Source organism: Paenibacillus sp. PastM-3 (genome assembly GCF_029893965.1).
GTDB lineage: Bacteria > Bacillota > Bacilli > Paenibacillales > Paenibacillaceae > Paenibacillus_AQ.
In genome coordinates, this window is the sequence record NZ_JARXXP010000003.1 from 183,307 (window position 1) to 202,822 (window position 19,516).

Annotated in this window: 13 protein-coding genes; all 13 read left to right on the forward strand. The window is 49.7% G+C overall.

Annotated elements, in window-relative coordinates; all coding sequences use genetic code 11:
* The first annotated feature begins 157 nt into the window (after positions 1-157).
* The 13 genes from M2108_RS07450 (at position 158) to M2108_RS07510 (ending at position 19,443) form a co-directional block, all read left to right on the forward strand.
* Positions 158-1,879 (forward strand): cache domain-containing sensor histidine kinase, encoded by a 1,722-nt coding sequence (locus M2108_RS07450; RefSeq protein ID WP_277468762.1) that lies wholly within the window; start codon positions 158-160, stop codon positions 1,877-1,879.
* Between the two features lie 16 nt (positions 1,880-1,895).
* A complete protein-coding gene (locus tag M2108_RS07455) occupies positions 1,896-3,230 on the forward strand; it encodes a response regulator (RefSeq protein WP_277468598.1) in 1,335 nt (444 codons plus the stop codon).
* Between the two features lie 211 nt (positions 3,231-3,441).
* Complete coding sequence (locus M2108_RS07460; protein ID WP_481856879.1) at positions 3,442-4,269, forward strand: carbohydrate ABC transporter permease; 828 nt, start codon at positions 3,442-3,444, stop codon at positions 4,267-4,269.
* Between the two features lies 1 nt (position 4,270).
* Positions 4,271-5,143 (forward strand): carbohydrate ABC transporter permease, encoded by an 873-nt coding sequence (locus M2108_RS07465; protein WP_277468596.1) that lies wholly within the window; start codon positions 4,271-4,273, stop codon positions 5,141-5,143.
* 148 nt (positions 5,144-5,291) lie between these two features.
* Positions 5,292-6,764, forward strand: coding sequence for an ABC transporter substrate-binding protein (locus M2108_RS07470; protein WP_277468595.1), 1,473 nt, complete (start codon positions 5,292-5,294; stop codon positions 6,762-6,764).
* Between the two features lie 355 nt (positions 6,765-7,119).
* Positions 7,120-9,741 carry a bifunctional acetaldehyde-CoA/alcohol dehydrogenase gene (gene adhE, locus M2108_RS07475; RefSeq protein ID WP_277468594.1) on the forward strand — a complete coding sequence of 874 codons (2,622 nt, stop codon included), beginning with the start codon at positions 7,120-7,122 and terminating at the stop codon, positions 9,739-9,741.
* 263 nt (positions 9,742-10,004) lie between these two features.
* On the forward strand, positions 10,005-12,266 hold the full coding sequence (gene pflB / locus M2108_RS07480; protein ID WP_221798347.1) for a formate C-acetyltransferase: 2,262 nt from the start codon (positions 10,005-10,007) through the stop codon (positions 12,264-12,266).
* A 125-nt stretch (positions 12,267-12,391) separates the two neighbouring features.
* Complete coding sequence (gene pflA, locus M2108_RS07485; protein WP_277468591.1) at positions 12,392-13,132, forward strand: pyruvate formate-lyase-activating protein; 741 nt, start codon at positions 12,392-12,394, stop codon at positions 13,130-13,132.
* 377 nt (positions 13,133-13,509) lie between these two features.
* A complete protein-coding gene (locus M2108_RS07490; RefSeq protein ID WP_277468589.1) occupies positions 13,510-14,916 on the forward strand; it encodes an extracellular solute-binding protein in 1,407 nt (468 codons plus the stop codon).
* A gap of 160 nt (positions 14,917-15,076) precedes the next feature.
* Positions 15,077-15,961 carry a carbohydrate ABC transporter permease gene (locus tag M2108_RS07495; protein ID WP_277468587.1) on the forward strand — a complete coding sequence of 295 codons (885 nt, stop codon included), beginning with the start codon at positions 15,077-15,079 and terminating at the stop codon, positions 15,959-15,961.
* Entirely contained in the window at positions 15,961-16,791 is an 831-nt protein-coding gene (locus tag M2108_RS07500; RefSeq protein WP_221798339.1) for a carbohydrate ABC transporter permease, read from the forward strand. The genes M2108_RS07495 and M2108_RS07500 overlap by 1 nt, the downstream gene beginning before the upstream one ends.
* A gap of 26 nt (positions 16,792-16,817) precedes the next feature.
* Complete coding sequence (locus M2108_RS07505) at positions 16,818-18,674, forward strand: cache domain-containing sensor histidine kinase (RefSeq protein ID WP_277468586.1); 1,857 nt, start codon at positions 16,818-16,820, stop codon at positions 18,672-18,674.
* Positions 18,652-19,443, forward strand: coding sequence for a response regulator transcription factor (locus M2108_RS07510; protein ID WP_277468584.1), 792 nt, complete (start codon positions 18,652-18,654; stop codon positions 19,441-19,443). The genes M2108_RS07505 and M2108_RS07510 overlap by 23 nt, the downstream gene beginning before the upstream one ends.
* Positions 19,444-19,516: the final 73 nt, after the last annotated feature.

Here is a 19,516-nt window from a genome sequence, read left to right on the forward strand (position 1 = left end):
TACAATCCCACCTAATAAACTTTAAAATAAACATATGTAAGCGCTTCTTCATTTGTTATATTATTGAAACTGGAGGTGGTTCGGGGTGTTCTCTTCACTGATCAAGCCGATTGTCCGGCTGAACGTCAAGCAGCAGCTGATTCTGCTGTTTGTTATTATGCTTACTCCTATTCTGGTTCTCAATAATTACGGGAATTACAAGGCCGAACAGGTTCTGAAACGGCATGTCACCAACGCTTATGTGGAGCTGAACAAGCAGAATTTTGCCATCATCAACCGGGACATCGATACCGTTAACAAAATAACGTCGACGGTGATCCAGAACCCTTTTCTGCAGCAGCTGAATATGAGCGGGCTGGATCCCATCATGGAGCGGGTGGAGCGCTACGAGACGATAGAAAAGCTGCTGGGCAGCTACTCGCAGGGTGCTGAGCGCGGAGACGCGATTTATTACTCGCTGTATGTGTACGATCCGAACAATTATTATTTTTTTGCCCCCAATTTTCCGCAGGTGAAGAAAGCAGGCGTTTATTTTTTCACCAAGGAGGAGGAGCCGTTCTGGTTCAGGCAGGCTGTGGAGCAAAAGGGCCGGGGTTACCTGATGTTCATGGACCGGCTCAGCCCGCAGGCTGAGGATCTGAAGACGCTCGCGTATGTACGGGCGGTCAATAATATTTATCTCGGTGCAGGAACGATCGGCGTGCTTGTAGTCACGAAGATGGAGGCCAAGATCGGGGAGTCACTGAAGTCGATTTCGCTGCCGGACGGGGAAATTTACCTGACGGATATGAACAACAGGGTACTTGCCTCCAGCACCAACTCCACGGGGGAGATTATTGAGCTGCCGGAAGGGGCGGAGATTGGCGATCCTGAGGGAACCGTGGACGTAATTACCGACGACTTCATCTATGTGGTGAACAACAACCATATGCTCGGGCAGAAGCTGGTCTACAAGGTTCCGGTAAAAGCGCTGCTCCAGCAGCAGAACGAGATGAAAAGAGTCATTCAGTACATAACCGTGGCCTACGCCTTATTCGGCCTGATTATTATCACGTATTTCTGGCGTTCGCTGATGACACCGCTGCAAAAGCTGGCTTTTTTTGTGCGGAAGTATGAGCCGGGCAACCGGGTGCCGGAAACGCCGAAGCGGGGCAGCAACGACGAGGTCAGCGTGCTGATCTCCTCAACCTATGACATGGCGCGCCGGCTGAACAGCCTGATCATGTACAAATACCAGATGGAGCTGAAGCAGAAGGAGTCCCAGCTGCAGCTGCTGTACCAGCAGATCAATCCGCATCTTTTATATAACACCCTGGAGAGTATTTATTGGAAAAGCTCGCTGGAAGGCAATATGGAGTCCGCGGAAATGATCAAGGAGCTGTCCAAGCTGATGAAGATCAGCCTGAGCCGGGGACGGGAGCTGATTACGCTGGAGGAGGAGCTGGAGCATGCCAGTGCCTATATCAAGCTGCAGCAGCACCGCTACGATTATGTGTTCACTGTGACCTGGAATATTGCCCCCGAAACCAAAAGCAATCTGATTCCCAAAATCACCCTCCAGCCCCTGATCGAAAATGCCATTATCCATGGGGTCAAAAATATGGAGGAGGATGGGGAGATCATCATCACTGCCGCTGTCCTCGGGGAGGATGTACTAATTACGATAGAAGACAACGGCTACAAGCAGGTGGACTACGAGGCGATCACCCGGGTGCTCAATGACCAAAGTCCAAATCCGGCAAGCGGCTACGGCATCCGTAATATAAATCAGCGTGTGCAGCTGCATTTCGGCCCGGACTATAGCATCAGCTACGGACCGCGTGCAGGAGGCGGGACGGTTGCGGCCGTTCTGCTGCCCAAAACAGAAGTTCAAGAATAGAAGGGGGAATCTGCAAATGTTCAATATTTTGGTGGTCGACGATGAACCGCTTATCTGTAAAGGCCTAAGCAATCTGCTTGCTTCCTCCGGACTGGATATCGGTAATATCTATACTGCAGGCAGCGGCTTTGAGGCGCTCGATTGCATCCGGATGGAGGAGGTCGATCTGCTGGTCACTGATATCCAGATGGGGGCGATGAGCGGGATTGAGCTGATGCAGCATGCCAAGCTGGCGAAGCCGTGGGTGCAGACGATTGTTATATCGGCGCATGAAACCTTCCAGTACGCTCAGATGGCGGTCAGGCTTGGAGCGAAGGACTATCTGATCAAGCCGCTGAACAGCGAGCAGTTTCTCGATTCGGTACGAAATGTGCTGCTCAAAATGGACCGCCCTTCGCCCGACCTGGCCGGTTTGATGGCCGGAATCGGCGAGAGCTTCCGGCTTGAGGAGCCGCTGCCGGCATACAGCGAGCTGCTGAACAGGCTGCTTACCGATCCTGCTGCAGCACTGGGCAGCGAGGAGGAAATGCGCAAGCTGGATGAGCTTAGGCTGCAAGGCCCTTATTTTGCCGTGCTCAAGATCAAGCTTCCGCTTCCGGGGGCAGACAGCAGCACCAAGTACAGTCCGCGTGACCGCGGGCTGCTGCGCTACGGCGCGCTTAACATCGCCAAGGAGCTGCTGGATCAGGAGTGGAGCTCGACTGCCTTTTATTCGCCGGCGGAAGAAATTACGGTAATTATCCAGTGGGATGAGAAAAGCTACGAGGAAGCAGGTGCCGGTCAGGTCAGCAGGCTGGATGTGCTGGGCCGCAGCCTGCATTTTAACATCCACAAATTTCTGCACCTGAATGCGGTTATCGGGATCAGCCAGATTCTTAAAGGGCTGCCGTTCATGGAGGTGCTGAACCGCCAGGCCTCAAGGGCCATTCTCTGGAACAGGGAGCACAGCGACCACTATGTGTTCTATTACGGAGATTTTAACTGGAACAGCTATGAGGGTGCCGGTGAGCCTTCTGCAGATGAACTGCATACCCGCAGCAACCTGATCGTTCAGAAAGCCAAGGAATATATCGATGAGAATTACGCCCAGAAGGGGTTAACTATCCATGAGGTGGCCAAAAAGAACCATGTCAGCCCCAATTATCTGAGCTACCTGTTCAAGAAAAATACAGGCCACAACCTGTGGGAATATGTCATCAAGCTGCGGATGGAGGAGAGCCGGGAGATGATTTTGCATACCGATCTGCGCCGTTACGAAATTGCTGAGCGGGTCGGGTATGAGTCGCCGGAGCATTTCAGCAAGATTTTCAAAAAATACTACGGCATCAGTCCAAGCGAGCTGAAGAAGTAATAACGCTCATGACTTCGGTAGATTTACACATGTTCAGGGCTCCCCGCCTTTCCTACAATTAAGGTAGGAAGCACTTTGTCAAAGTGCTTAAAGACGAAAGGAATGAGGGAGCCAGATGAATCAGACCGCTGCACTTCACGATGAGCTGCCGGCGAAGCTTGAGAGCAGGCCGTATAAGCAGAACCGCTGGAAAAAAAATTTTTGGGGCTACATGTTCCTTGTACCCGCGATTGCCGTCTTCATTATGTTTATGTGGGTGCCTATTTTTAAAGGGTTTCTGTACAGCTTTTACACGGTGGATTTTGTTAAAGGAAATACCTTTGTAGGCTTTGATAATTATACGCGGGCCCTTACCGATCCCGATGTGCTTATCGCCATCAAGAACACGCTGTACTATATGCTGCTCTGTCTTGTCGTCGGCTTCTGGGTACCGATTGCCTTTGCGATTGCGATCTCCGAGCTGAGAAAATTCGGCGGCTTTGTGCGGGTGGCGGCTTATCTGCCCTATGTCATGCCTGCAGTTGTCTTATACGGGCTATGGAGATGGCTGTATGATCCGGTAGGTCCGATTAACGCGCTGTTAGGGACGATGGGGGCAGATCAGATCCCGTTCCTGACGGACAGCAGGTGGTCCATGCTCTCGCTTGTGTTTATGGAGACCTGGCAGCAGTTCGGCTCGGGGATGCTAATCTACCTGGCGGCTGTGCTTAGTATACCGCGTGACTGGTATGAAGCGGCGGAGATTGACGGAGCCGGGGTGTGGGCGAGGATCCGCCATATTACGCTGCCGTCGCTGCGCAACCTGATTATCCTGATGCTGATTCTGCAAATCATCGCGACCTCGCAGGGGTATCAGTCCCAGCTGGCGCTGCTGGACGGCGGGCCTAACAAGACAACGCTGACCTATGCGCTGCTGATTGTGAAGTATGCTTTTACCAGACTGGATTACGGTACGGCAACGGCGCTTGGCATGCTGATGTTCATCGTCCTTGGCGGTTTGGGCATTTTACAGTTCAGGCTGAATAAGGAGGATAATTAGGATGAAGAGCGCAGAGAGAGGGATTCTGTCCGAGCATGATCTCAAAAAAACGGGCAACAAGGTCGTATACGGCATTATGGTGTTTTTTATTGCGGTAATGGTGTTCACGATGATGTATCCGATTCTGATGACGATGTTCAACGGGCTGAAATCGAATGTCGAGGTCAACTCGTTCCCGCCGCATTTTTTCCCGCAGGAGTGGCATTTCGGTAATTTGAAGGATGCGGTGAATTATATTGATCTGCTGGTGTTCCTGAAAAATACGATTTATATTTTTGCCGGCAACATGATTGTGACCCTTGTCGTGCTGGGCATGGCCTCGTTCAGCATATCGCGGATGAATGTGCCTTACCGCAAGGCGTTCTACTTCTTTTTCCTGATGACGCTGTTCATTCCGGCGACGAGCTATATGATCCCGAACTTCGTCAATCTGAAGGAGCTGGGCCTGCTGAACCAGTATGCTGCTTTCTGGCTGCCGGCGGGGGCGAACACGTTTTATTTCCTGCTGCTGAAGAACTTCTTCGACGGGATTCACCCGGAAATCTTTGAAGCGGCGCGGATCGACGGGGCCTCGGAGCCACGAAGCTTTTTTGCAATCGCTGTTCCGCTGTCGGTGCCGATTTTTGCCACGCTGGCGATCTTTATTTTCTCCACTGCCTGGAATGACTGGTTCTGGCCGTCGCTGGTAATGCATTCCGAGGAAAAATATACGCTGGCGACCGCGATCTATAAATATGTCATCAGTGTCAAGGCGCTTAATACGAATATTAAATTTGCCATTCTCTTTCTCGTTTCGCTGCCGCCGATTCTTGTGTTCCTGATCTTCCAGAAGTTTATTATGCGCGGTGTGGCTTTGTCTGCAGTAAAAGGCTAGGGAAAGCAGGTGGGTGTCGCGTACAACGTGAGAATGCACACCATCGTAAACCTGCACATGAAAGCAATATAAATACACCTCGTTTGTAACCGGTTTCTCTTTTAAGATGAATTTGTAAGCTAATCATGAATTGAAAAGGGGAGTTTCAATGCGTAAATTTTCCAGCGTATTAGCAGGTCTCCTTGTGGCCGGTTCGTTGTTATCCGCCTGCGGCGGCAACAATAACAGCAACGGAAATGCCCAGGGGAACACAGGAGGGGAAGCGACTCCGGCGCCGGCAGCTACAGCTGCAGATAACAGCACTGCTGCGACAGATGCGCCTGCGGACGATATCACCCAGAGAAAAGTAACGATCAAAATCCACTATCCGACGCCTGACCTGACCGAAATGCGCGCACAGGAAGACGACCGGATCAAACGGTTCCAGGCAGAGTATCCGAATGTAGAGATCATCAAGGACGACTGGCAGTACAGCGTCAGCGAAATCGGCATCAAAATGGCGGCCAATGAGGCGCCTACCTTCTTCAACACCTATGCAACCGAAGCGAAATTCCTGGTGGAAAAAGGCTGGGCTGCCGATATCACCGACCTGTGGAACAGCTACGAGTACAAGGACCAGATCAATCCGGTGCTGCAGAATCAGTTCATTATTGACGGTAAAATATACGGCGTTACCCAAAAGGGCTACGTCACCACCACTATGATTAACAAAAAAATGCTGGACGACAAAGGTGTTGCTGTTCCGCCCATGGACTGGACCTGGGACGACATGCTGAATACCGCCAAAGGGGTAGCAGATGCCAAAAAAGGCATCTCCGGCATTGCTCCGATGGGTAAAGGCAATGAAGCCGGCTGGAACTGGACCAACTTCCTGTTCGAAGCAGGCGGTGAGATCCAGAACGTTGAGGGCGGCAAGGTTGTGGCCACTTTCAATTCAGAAGCAGGCGTAAAAGCGCTGGATTTCTACAAAAAGCTGAGATGGGAAGCTAACGCAATTCCGCAGGACTGGGCACTCGGCTGGGGTGATGCGGTCGGCGCATTCCAGCAGGGACGTACAGCGATGGTTATGGCCGGCTCTGACGGCGTAATCGAGCAGGCGCTTAACCAGGGCGGACTCAAACCGGCGGATGTGCTGACCTATCCGATGCCGGCGGCTGAAAAGGGCGGCAAGCACACCGGGGTGCTCGGCGGCGATTATCTGGTAATCAATCCGAATGCCACCAAGGATGAGCAGGAAATGGCTTTCCGCTATATTACTTTCGATTATTTCTCTGACAAAGGCCTGGAAGCGCTGGATGCGATTCTGCAGCAGCGCAAGGCGGACGGCAAATACTTCATTCCGCCGCTTCTGGACTACTATGCTGCTGATTCCGAGTTCGGCAAGAAAACCAAAGCTGTATACGACAAGTACTCGGACATTGTATATCAATACAATCCGGACATTATGACTCTGCTCGACGGAAAGCCGGAAGCCCAATACAACACTCAGGATTACTATGCAACGATGTCCAATGTAATCCAGGAGCTGTTCTCCAAAAAAGGCACGGACTCCAAGGCACAGCTTGATGCTGCAGCCAAAACAGTGCAGGAGCAATTCTTTGATTCTATTACAGTTGAATAGCAGGCAGATTGAAATGTAAAAACAGACAGAAGACCGGCAAAGCCTCCAACCTTGGAGGACAGCCGGTCTTTTTGTGAACAGTGACAAATTTGGACAAAAAACCTCAAGCAGTGACAAAATGATCTTCTGAAAGTATAGCAGCCTAAGCGTGGAAATTCCTTTGAGTTAAATATAACCGAATAAAACGCATAAATAATGGTTAAGTAACCTGATTATGATCGAATGAAAGCGATTTGAAAGCAAGTCAAAAAAACTTTATACTTTGTGAAAGAATTCACTATACAAGACGGAAATGATGTGTTAAGATAAATGTGTAGAGAAAAACAACCTAAAAATTGACAGGAGGACGAGGGAAATGGCAGTTAAGAACGAAGTCGCCGCCCAAGTGAAACAAACCACCGCTGAAGAATATATTCAGACTTTGGTGGATAAAGCAAAGAAAGCCCTGGATGCGTTCATGGAACTGGATCAGGAGCAGGTTAACACAATCGTTCATGCAATGGCATTGGCAGGTCTCGACAAACATATGTACCTGGCAAAATTGGCTGTCGAAGAAACAGGCCGCGGAGTATACGAAGACAAAATTACGAAGAACATCTTCTCAACCGAATATATCTGGCACGGAATTAAGTATGACAAAACCGTAGGAGTTATTGAGGATAACGCCTACGACAATTTCCAAAAGATCGCTGAACCAGTCGGAATTATTATGGGTATCACACCGGTAACCAACCCAACATCCACCACGATGTTTAAAGCACTGATTTCCGCTAAGACACGTAACCCTATTATATTCGGTTTCCACCCTTCAGCGCAAGAGTGTAGCGCCGCTGCCGCCAAAATTCTTCATGATGCAGGCGTAAAAGCAGGTGCTCCTGAGAACTTCATCCAATGGATTGAGCTTCCTACCATGGATAAAACAAACGCGCTGATGAATAACCCTGACGTTGCACTGATCCTGGCAACCGGCGGTTCGGCAATGGTAAAAGCAGCTTACAGCTGCGGCAAACCGGCTCTCGGCGTAGGCCCTGGTAACGTACCTGCCTTCATCGAGAAGAGTGCTGACATCGATCAGGCTGTAACGGACATCATCCTTTCCAAAACATTCGATAACGGCATGATCTGCGCTTCCGAGCAGGCTGTTATTATAGAAGAAGCTATTTTTGACCAAGTGAAGAAGAAAATGATCGCGAACGGCTGCTACTTCGTTAATAAAGATGAAGCTGCCAAGCTGACTAACGGTGCCATGAATGTTGAGAAGTGCGCAGTTAACCCGGCAATCGTAGGTCAATCCGCAGTGAAGATCGCTGAAATGTGCGGTATCCAGGTGCCGGCCGGAACCAAGATTCTGGTTGCTGAAATCGAAGGCGTAGGCCCTAAGTATCCGCTGTCCGCTGAGAAGCTGAGCCCGGTTCTGGCTTGCTACAAAGTGAAAAATGCAGATCAGGGTATCGAACGCGCTGCAGAAATCGTTGAATTCGGCGGCATGGGCCACAGCTCGGCTATCCACTCCAATAATGAAGAAGTTATCATGAAGTTCTCGCACCGCCTGCAGACAGGACGTATTCTGGTGAATTCTCCTTCGACACACGGCGCCATCGGGGACATCTACAATACCAATATCCCTTCGCTCACCCTGGGCTGCGGATCATACGGCCGCAACTCGGTGTCGCAAAACGTTACTGCCATCAATCTGATCAACGTGAAAAGGGTGAACCGTCGTACCGTGAATATGCAATGGTTTAAAGTACCTGACAAGATCTACTTTGAAAAAGGATCCACACAATACCTGGCAAAAATGCCTAACATTACACGAGTAGCAATCATTACCGATCCGATGATGGTTAAACTGGGCTATGTTGAAAGAGTTGAGCATTACCTGCGTCAGCGCCAGACTCCTGTAGCCATTGAAGTGTTCTCGGAAGTTGAACCGGATCCATCGACTACTACTGTTGAAAAAGGAACAGCTATGATGAACAGATTCCAGCCGGACTGCATCATCGCACTCGGCGGCGGTTCCCCGATGGATGCTGCCAAAGGCATGTGGCTGTTCTACGAACACCCGGATGTAGATTTCAACAACCTGAAACAGAAATTCATGGATATCCGCAAACGCGTTTACAAATATCCTACTCTGGGTCAAAAAGCGAAATTCGTAGCCATCCCTACAACTTCGGGTACAGGTTCGGAAGTAACCTCATTCGCAGTTATCACTGACAAAACGGCCGGCAGCAATACCAAATATCCGCTGGCTGACTATGAGTTGACTCCAGACGTTGCCATTATTGATCCGGAGTTTGTATACAGCCTGCCAAGAACAGCTGTTGCTGATACAGGTATGGACGTACTGACACACGCTATCGAAGCTTATGTTTCGGTAATGGCAAGCGATTATTCGGATGGTCTGGCAATCAAAGCGATCCAGCTGGTATTCCAGTACCTTGAAAAATCGGCATTGACCGGCGACAAGCTGGCCCGCGAGAAAATGCACAACGCTTCGACACTTGCCGGTATGGCGTTTGCTAACGCGTTCCTGGGTATCAACCACAGCTTGGCGCACAAATGGGGCGGACAGTACCACACCGCACACGGCCGCACCAATGCGATCCTGATGCCGCACGTTATCCGGTACAATGCCAAGAAGCCTACGAAGTTCGCTTCGTTCCCTAAATATTCGCACTTTGTAGCTGACGAGCGTTATGCCGAAATCGCCCGCATTCTGGGATTGCCGGCCCGCACTACTGAAGAAGGCGTAACAAGCCTGATCAATGCGATTCGTGACATGAACAAGAAGCTGGGTATCGAAGAGTCCTTCCAGGCGCTGGGCTTCGATGCTAAGGATTTCGAATCGCGTGTAGATTATCTGGCTGACCGTGCATTTGAAGACCAATGTACAACTGCTAACCCTAAGCTGCCGCTGGTAAGTGAGCTGGCAGACGTATACCGCAATGCCTTCTACGGAAAATTTGACGTCTAATTAGGTGTTGAGTGGCGAATAATATGTTCAAAGGATAATATGGGACTAGATGGTAGTGACAAATATCACCGGAAAGGTGATATTTGTCACAGTCCTTTTTCAGAAAGTAAACTAAAATGTTTATATAAACAACGAGCCCGAGATATGAAAGTGTGATTGTGAATTTTATAACAACCATATCTTTGGGATCACGAGACACGGGATTAACCTTCAAGCCCGCGATCTCTACAAATATAATAAATATATAAATGGAGGGATTTAGCATGTCGGTGATTGAAAAAGATGTACAAGAAGTAAAGTCGGGTTGGAGAAGTTTTACAAAAGGCAAATGGGCCAAGAAAGTTGACGTTAACAACTTTATCGCAACAAACATCAAACCTTATGAAGGAAATGAAGATTTCCTCGTAGGTCCTACAAGCAACACTACTGAACTGTGGAAGATCATTTCCCAGCTGAGCAAGGAAGAAAGAGAAAGAGGCGGCGTATGGGATGTTTCCCTGGATACTGTCTCCACTATTACTTCCCACGCACCAGGCTACATCGACAAGGACAAGGAACAAATCGTAGGGGTGCAGACTGATGCTCCTTTCAGACGTTCCATCCAGCCGTTCGGCGGTATCAAAATGATGATCGATGCCACTAAGGCTTATGGCTTCGAGCTCCCGAATAACATTGTCGAAATGTTTACGAATATCCGCAAAACGCATAACCAAGGCGTGTTTGATGCATATACACCTGATATGAGAGCAGTGCGTAAATCCGGCGTTATCACAGGTCTTCCTGATGCTTACGGCCGCGGACGCATTATCGGCGACTACCGCCGCGTTGCTCTGTACGGTATTGATTTCCTGATTAAAGACAAAAAGCAACAACTGGCTGAGCTTGAAGTTGATTCCATGACTGAAGATGTAATCCGTCTGCGTGAAGAGCTGTCCGAGCAGATCCGCGCTTTGGGCGAACTGAAAGAAATGGCTGCTGCACACGGGCTGGATATATCCAAACCGGCTAACTCTTTCAAAGAAGCTACTCAATGGGTATACTTCGGATATCTGGCAGCAGTTAAAGAGCAGAACGGTGCGGCAATGTCCCTTGGACGCGTCTCCTCCTTCCTTGATATCTATGCACAGCGTGATTTTGAAGAAGGTACTCTTACTGAAGAGCAAGCACAGGAAATCGTTGACCATTTCGTAATGAAATTGCGTATCGTGAAATTCCTGCGTACGCCTGACTATAACGAACTGTTTTCCGGAGACCCTACCTGGGTAACTGAGTCCATCGGCGGTATGGCTGAAGACGGAACAACCCGCGTAACCAAGAACAGCTTCCGCTTCCTGCACACCCTGTATAACCTGGGACCTGCACCGGAACCGAACCTGACTGTACTGTGGTCCGAGAAGCTGCCTGAAGGCTTCAAGAAATATTGCGCTAAGGTATCCATTGAAACCAGTGCTATCCAATATGAGAATGATGATGTAATGCGTCCATACTGGGGCGAAGATTACGCGATTGCCTGCTGCGTATCCCCAATGCGCATCGGTAAACAAATGCAGTTCTTCGGAGCCCGTGCGAACCTTGCAAAAGCTCTGCTGTACGCAATCAACGGCGGTGTGGATGAGAAATCCGGCGCACAGGTAGGTCCTGAATACCCTGCAATCACTTCCGAGTATCTGGATTACAACGAAGTAATGAAACGCTTCAAACCAATGATGGAGTGGCTGGCCAAGACTTACGTTAACACCTTGAACATCATCCACTACATGCATGACAAATATTCCTACGAACGCATTGAAATGGCGCTGCATGACCGCGACATTCTGCGTACAATGGCTTGCGGTATCGCTGGTCTGTCCGTTGCTGCTGACTCCCTGAGCGCAATCAAATACGCTAAGGTTAAACCAATCCGCAACGAACAAGGCATTGCGATCGACTTCGAAACCGAAGGTGAATTCCCTTGCTACGGTAACAATGACGACGCTGTTGACAGCATCGCAGTTGAACTGGTTGAAACCTTTATGTCGATGATCCGCAAACACAAAACTTACCGTGATGCTGTGCCGACTCAATCGGTACTGACTATCACTTCGAACGTAGTTTACGGTAAGAAGACTGGTACTACTCCTGACGGACGTAAAAAAGGCGAACCATTCGCACCGGGTGCTAACCCAATGCACGGACGCGACAAGAAGGGCGCACTCGCATCTCTGAACTCTGTTGCCAAGCTACCTTACTCTGATGCACAAGATGGTATCTCCAATACGTTCTCTATTGTTCCTAAGGCACTGGGTAAAGATGAAGAATCCCGTAAGTCCAACCTGGTATTCATGATGGACGGATACTTCCACAATAACGCTCAGCACTTGAACGTTAACGTATTTAACCGTGAACAGCTGATTGATGCTATGGATCACCCAGAGAACTATCCGCAACTGACAGTTCGTGTATCCGGCTATGCCGTTAACTTCATCAAGCTGACTCGTGAACAACAGCTGGACGTTATCAACCGTACGTTCCACTCTTCGATGTAAGATTTGTTCTTGGACATCAGGAACTGATATAAACCACAGAGCTGCCGCCCTTGAAAGAGGGCGGTAAACTCTTGCTTAAAATTCATTAAAATTTTAAGTTTTTTTCATTGAAAGGATGACCTCATATGGTTAAAGGACATATCCACTCTTTAGAGACATTTGGAACGGTGGATGGCCCGGGAATCCGCTTCGTGCTTTTTATGCAGGGCTGTCTGCTTAAATGCCAGTATTGCCACAACCCGGATACCTGGGGGCTGAATGAAGGCAAGGAAATGACACTCGAAGAAGTACTTGCGGAAATCGAGCCGTACTTGAATTATTATAAGACTTCCGGCGGCGGGCTTACCGTTTCCGGCGGCGAGCCTACACTGCAGGCGCATTTCGTGAAGCAGCTGTTTACAGAAGTGAAGAAGCGCTGGAATCTGCATACCACTCTTGATTCCAACGGCTACAATGACGGCTCGAAGATCAGCGATCTGCTGGATGTTACCGATCTTGTCCTGCTGGACCTGAAGCATATCGATGATGAAGCTCATATTAAGCTGACCGGTAAATCCAATGACCGTACATTGAAGCTGGCCCGCTGGTTGTCCGATCATAACCGTAAAATGTGGATCCGCCACGTATATGTTCCCGGCATTCATAATAAAGAAGAAGATCTGCTTAACCTTGGACGTTTTATCGGAACCCTGAACGGGGTTGAGAAGTTTGAAATCTTGCCTTATCATCAGATGGGGATATATAAATGGCAAGAGCTGGGGCGTCCTTACGAGCTTGAAGGGGTGCCTTCACCAGGCGATGAGGAAGTACAGCGTGCGTACCGGCTGATTGAAGAGGGACGCAGAGAAACCGCTCTGGTTAAGTAGTGGAAACAGATATATAAAGCCGTTCCTGATAGCGATAGCTGCGGAGCGGCTTTTTTGCTTGGCTTCATATGAGGATACAAAGCTCATGTTACACTGTGAAAACTCATGATATAGTATTCAGACGGACTCAGGAAATATTTTGTACGGCGGACTAGTCACAATGTATAAGTATTCTAACAGGAGAATTGTTTTCAAACATGTTGAAAGTGAACTTGTGTAATATAAGATTACTTTACATGCAACTTAAAAGTGATGTATTCGCTTACATTAGAGGTTTTTATCCCTATTGTAGATGAATGTTAACCTTACGATTACAAATGACGTTTTTTATAATAAGAGGTGTAAGGGAAATCATTAAATAGGGAGGGTCACCCGTAATGAGAAAGAGTATAACGATGCTGTTGTCCCTGATGTTTGTCACTTCTGCGCTGTTGACGGCCTGTGGCGGAAACAACAATAATACAGGTAACAACGGGGGAGCCGCGGCAACAAATAGCGGAACAGCTGCGACGAATGCCCCGGCAACAGAAGAACCTGTGAATACAGAGCCTTTTGAAATGACCATCCGCCATACCCAGGTTGGTGCCGACAAGCAAAAGCGTCTGGCCATCCTGGAGGATGTAGTCGGCAAGGTGCAGGAGGAAGTGCCCGGCCTGACCTTTAAGCTCGACGGGGTGGATTCGGATGTGAACCGTAAAGAGAAGCTGCGCGGTGAAATGGCCGCCGGCAATCCGCCGGAAATTTTTGACCTGTTCGGCAGCCCGGATTCCAAGATCTACGCAAAGGAAGGCAAGCTGCTGGATCTGACCCCGATTCTGGAGGAGCTGGGCATCAAGGACAAATTCTCCAATCTTGATCCGTTTACTTATGAAGGCAAAATCTACGGACTGCCGATTGGCGGCTCGGGTGAGGGCTTCTTCTATAACAAGGAATATTATGCAAGCAAGGGCTGGAAGGCTCCGGCCACCTTCGCCGAGCTGGAGCAGCAGCTGGCTGATATCAAAGCGGATGGCAAAGTGCCGCTGGCCGGCGCCTCCAAAGCAGGCTGGGTACCGCTGATGCTGGCTAACCACCTGTGGTCCCGCTATGCCGGACCGGATGTAACGGCGAAATTCGCGACCGGTGAGGCAAAATGGAGTGACCCTAATGTTGTCAAAGGTTTTGCCAAATACAAGGAGTGGGTCGATAAAGGCTACTTCAAAAAAGGTGAGCTCGGATTCGAATATGCTGAATATACCACTCAATTTACCAGCGGTGAAGCGATCCTGATGTATGACGGAACATGGAAATCCTCCGTATTCAAAGCCGGCCAGTCCGGTGAAGGCCTGATCGGCAAGGTTGGCTTCTTCAACATTCCGGCGGTTGACGGCGGAGTGGGTGATCAGACAGCGCTGATGCGTGATGTGAACAACGGCTACGGCTTCTCTGCTTCCGCAGGTGAAGATGAACGCCAGCTGGCTGCCGTGAAATCCTTCATTAAAAATATGTACAACGAAGAAATGCAGCTCCGCGGTCTGGTAGAGGATGGCGTCCTGCCGGCAATGAAGCTGGACCAGGCAGTGCTGGATGCGAACATTACCGATGACCTGATGAAAGAAATCGTGGCGGTGCTCAATAACTCCGCATCCTCCTTCCCGGCATTTGACTCGCTGGTTCAGGCGGATGTGACCACCGAGATCAGCAACATTCAGATTCAAAAGCTGATCGGCGGCCAGACCACTCCTGAGAAGATGGGCGAAGAACTGCAGAAGGTTCAGGAAGAAGCGAACGCGGCTGTGGAGTAGTCAACCATTGAAATGTACCCTGGTGGCTGCTCCAGGGTATATTTTTTTTAAGATTGGCATCCCCGCAAAGTAACGGAATCATCTTCATGTTAAGCCCTCACTTTGCGGGGTTATTTTACACCCGGCAGACCTTCCCAGATTTCAAGCATCGGAGGTAGTTATGAATAAAGCGCTCAGAAATCCACTCGTCTTTATCCTGTTCGTTCTTCCTGCACTTGCCTTGTTCCTGATCTTCTTTATCTATCCCATATTCAACTCAATCTATTACAGCCTGACCAGCTGGAACGGTGTATCCGACACGGTTAAAATGACCGGCCTGACGAATTATGAAAAAGCGCTCGGTGATGACCGCTTCTGGATATCGGTGAAGAATAACGGCTGGTTCATTCTGTTCTCTGTCTTTATCCAGGTTCCGCTGATTGTCCTATTCTCCTTGCTGATTGCTAACGTTAAGAAGCTCAAGGGTTTGTATAAAACGGCAGTGTTCATGCCTTCAATTATGTCGACGGCAGTCATCGGTATCCTCTGGGGCTTCATTTATGAGCCCAACATCGGCCTGTTTAACAAGCTGCTGGGCCTGTTTGGCATAGATCCGGTATACTGGTTGTCCGATGAACGGTTTGCCATGCTGTCGATTCTGATCACCAATGCCTGGCAATGGACCGGATTCTACATTGTAATGGTGCTGGCGGCGATTCTGGCTATTCCGGGAGAGCTTGAGGAGGCTGCAGCGATTGACGGCGCTACGGGCTTCCAGCGGGCTACACGCATCACTCTGCCGCTGATTGTGCCGATCATTTCAGTAGTGATTATGCTCTCTATTGCCGGGGCAATGAAGGCGGCTGATATCGTCATCGTTATGACCAAAGGCGGCCCGGCCGGTTCGACCGAAGTGATGGCCACCTATATGATCAAATATGCAATTACGAACTTTAAGTACGGGTACGGCAATACCATTGCGGTCCTGATCTTCGTATTTACGCTTATCGTGACAGTGGTGTACCAGCTGCTGTTTAACCGGCGTAGTGAAAGGATTGAATACTGATGCCGCGTGCTCTCAGAAAAAGTCTGCCCCATGCCGCGCTGCTCGGCTACCTGCTGGTTGTGCTGTTCCCGTTCCTGTTTGTGCTGTTCTCCTCTGTAAAAAAGGATAATAACTCGATAGCGCTGAACCCCTTCGGCATTCCGAAGGAGTTCGTATTCAATAACTATGTGGAAGCCTGGGTCAATGCGAAGATCAGCACGTACTTTTTTAACAGCTTATATATCTCGGTCTTTGCCTCGGTGGTGTCGATTATTCTGGCCGGTATGTTTGCCTTCGCTGTTACCCGGATGCGCCACGGCCGCTGGAATATACTGCTGTACTCGTTCGTACTGGTAGGAATGCTGATTCCGAATAACGCGCTGATGCTGCCGATCTATACAATTGTGCGCAAGCTGCATATTCTGAACACGCACTGGGCGCTCATTATTCCGTATATTGCCAATGCGATCCCGTTTACGATCATCATTCTCGCTGCCTTCATGCGTTCACTTCCCAGTGAAATTGAGGAAGCGGCGGTAATGGATGGGTTGAAGGCCCCGGGCATCTTTGCTAAGATTATTGTACCTCTGACGGTTCCCGCCATGGTTACAGTATTCATCGTCAATTTCCTGGGAAATTGGAATGAGTTTTTGCTGGCCAACTATTTTCTTTCTAATGATGAGCTGCGCACGCTTCCGGTGGGAATGGTCCAATTCCGTGATCAGTATCAGATGAACTATGCGCAGATGTCCGCAGGTATCGTCTACAGCGTGCTTCCGGTCGTTATCATTTATGCTATTTTGCAGGAGAAAATCATTGAAGGTGTAACGGCAGGCAGCGTAAAGGGCTAACCTAATTACAGTCAGGAGCGCAGCTTATGAATTTGCGCTATAAATTATTTACTGCATTTTTGGGCCTGATCATTATTCCGCTATTTACCCTTGGCATGATTATGTTCTTCGTCACGTATAACTCCATTGAGAAGAAGTACAGCCAGCAGTCCGAGTATTCACTCAAAGCGATCAGCTACAGCATCTCCAATGTGTTCAAGGATATGAACAATGTAACGGATAACGGGATAGCCACCTCGGTGTTTCATATGGCACTCAGTGCGGATGATCCCTCCAAGCAGGATTTGACCGATGCCGAGCAGCTCAGCCTGAACGCCAGCCAGCGCAATTTCCGGAGTCTGCTCTATAATCATCCATCGATCAGCTATGCGTTTTTGTACAATTTTAACGGAAAAGGCAGCTCGGAAATTGTCTCGGTATTCACCAAGGAAAACTTCCGGACGCTACCGTACGAAAAATTCAAGGGAAGTGAGCTGTACCAGGAAGTAATGGAGCTTAACGGTGTGCCCAAGTGGCTGGCGCCGCATGAGTATCCTGAGCTGACCGGAACAGAGCCGGTATTTACGCAGATCCGCCTGATTAAGGAGCTTAGCTTCTTTCAGAATATCGGTATTCTGGTGGTGCAGATCAAGAACTGGGAGTTCGAATCCATCTTCCGCAATTTGAAAATCGGCGACAGCAACCAGAAGGTTTCTTTTATGCTGGTGAATGATAACGGGATGATCCTGCTTGATCCGGACCACAGTCTGGACGGGCAGGATTTGAGCTCTTTTACTGCAAAAGAAATTAAATATAAGCCGGGATTTCAGAGCTTCAGAACAGAGTTCGCCGGTGAAAAAAGCATCTTGTCCGTCTATCACCTCAAGGACTATCCCTGGAGTCTGGTCTCGGTCACCTCGTGGGATTCCCTGTCCCGTGAAGTTACGGTGTTCGCCCGCTGGTTCGTTGCCGTGATTTTTCTGTGCCTGCTGGCGGCAGTCATATTTAACCTGTTTTTTATGAACCGGATTACCGGCGGTATTGCCGTCATTGTCCGCTTCATGCGCCGGGTAGAGGATGGCGACCTGACCACAAGGGTAGAGGAAAAAGGCAATGATGAGATGACCCTGCTGGCCAGAGGCATCAATGACTTGATGAACAAAATCAATATGCTGTTCAACCGGATTCAGGTTGAGCAGCGCCGCAAAAACCAGGCAGAAATGCGGGTGCTGCAGGCGCAGATCAAGCCGCATTTTCTGTTCAATACACTGGAATCGATCAATGTGCTTGCTGTCCAAAATGAAGGGCGGAAGGTCAGTGAGATGGTCTACCGGCTGGCCGGTATTCTGCGGATCAGTATTCAGGACCGGGACGAAATTACGCTGCAGGAGGAAATTACCCATCTGCGCAACTATCTGGACATCCAGAAATTCCGGTTCGAGGATGTATTCGATTATGAGCTCGACATTCCTGATGAGCTGCTTGGCTGCGGCATTCTGAAGCTGACGCTGCAGCCGCTGGTCGAGAACAGCATTCAGCACGGGTTCGAGGGGATCGGGTACCACGGCCTGGTAAAAGTGAAGGGCTGGGAGGAGCGGGGCAATCTGATTCTGCGGATCGAGGATAACGGAATCGGTATGACACCGGCCCAGCTGTCCATGTTCCAGTACATGGTTCATGATCCGGCTGAGGCGGATGCTTCATCCCGGACAGGAGATGGCATGCGCCATCAGGAACGGCGGGGGCTGGGCGTCCGCAGTGTAGCTGACCGTATCCGTATTGAGTACGGTAACCGCTACGGTATCTTTATCTGTGCCAGTCCCGGAACCGGAACGGTTATCCAGTGCGTCATTCCCAAATATGAGCAGGGGGAAGATCATTATGCTAAAGGTTCTGCTGGTTGACGATGAAGCCCCTATTCTGAACAATCTCAACAAAGTGCTGCCGTGGCAGGAGATGGGAATGGAGGTTGCAGGTATGGCGCGCAGCGGGATAGAGGCGCTCAGGATTGCCGAGGAGGAGGCGCCTGACCTGGTGCTCTGTGACATCCGCATGCCGGTTATGGATGGTCTTACCTTCGTCGGCAAGCTGCGGGAAATGGGCCTGGAGAGCGAGGTGCTGCTGCTAAGCGGGTATCAGGAGTTCGATTATGCCCGGGAAGCGATCAGGCTCGGAGTCAAGGAGTACATCTGCAAGCCGATTCATTACGAGGAGCTTGGCAACAAGGTGCGCAATATCGGTGCGCAAATCCGCAGCAGACAGTACAAGGATAAGCTGTACAACAGCGTTCCGTTATTTCAGGAGCTGCCTGCTGAAGAGGATACGTCCCGGAAAACACCCGAGCAGCTGATGAACCAGGCGGCAAAATACATTTCGGAGCGGCTGCACTATGATCTCGGAATTGAAGAAGTGGCCGGCAGGATCGGCATCAGCAGCAGTTACTTCTGCCTTCTGTTCAAGAACCGGTTCGCGATGACCTTCGTGGAATATGTGACCCAGCAGCGGATTGAGGCGGCCAAGGTCATGCTTGCCGGAACCGATAAAAGCATAACGGCGATCAGCGCGGGTGTGGGATACCAGGAGCGGCGTTATTTTACCAAGGTCTTTCAGAAGCAGACGGGGATGACCCCGAAAGAGTACCGTGACCGCAGCCGAAGTCCTGAAGAACATTAAATAGCTGGAATTTCCGGAATATCAGCCGTAATAAAGGGTAACCAATATAAAGTCTAATACAAAACTCGATACG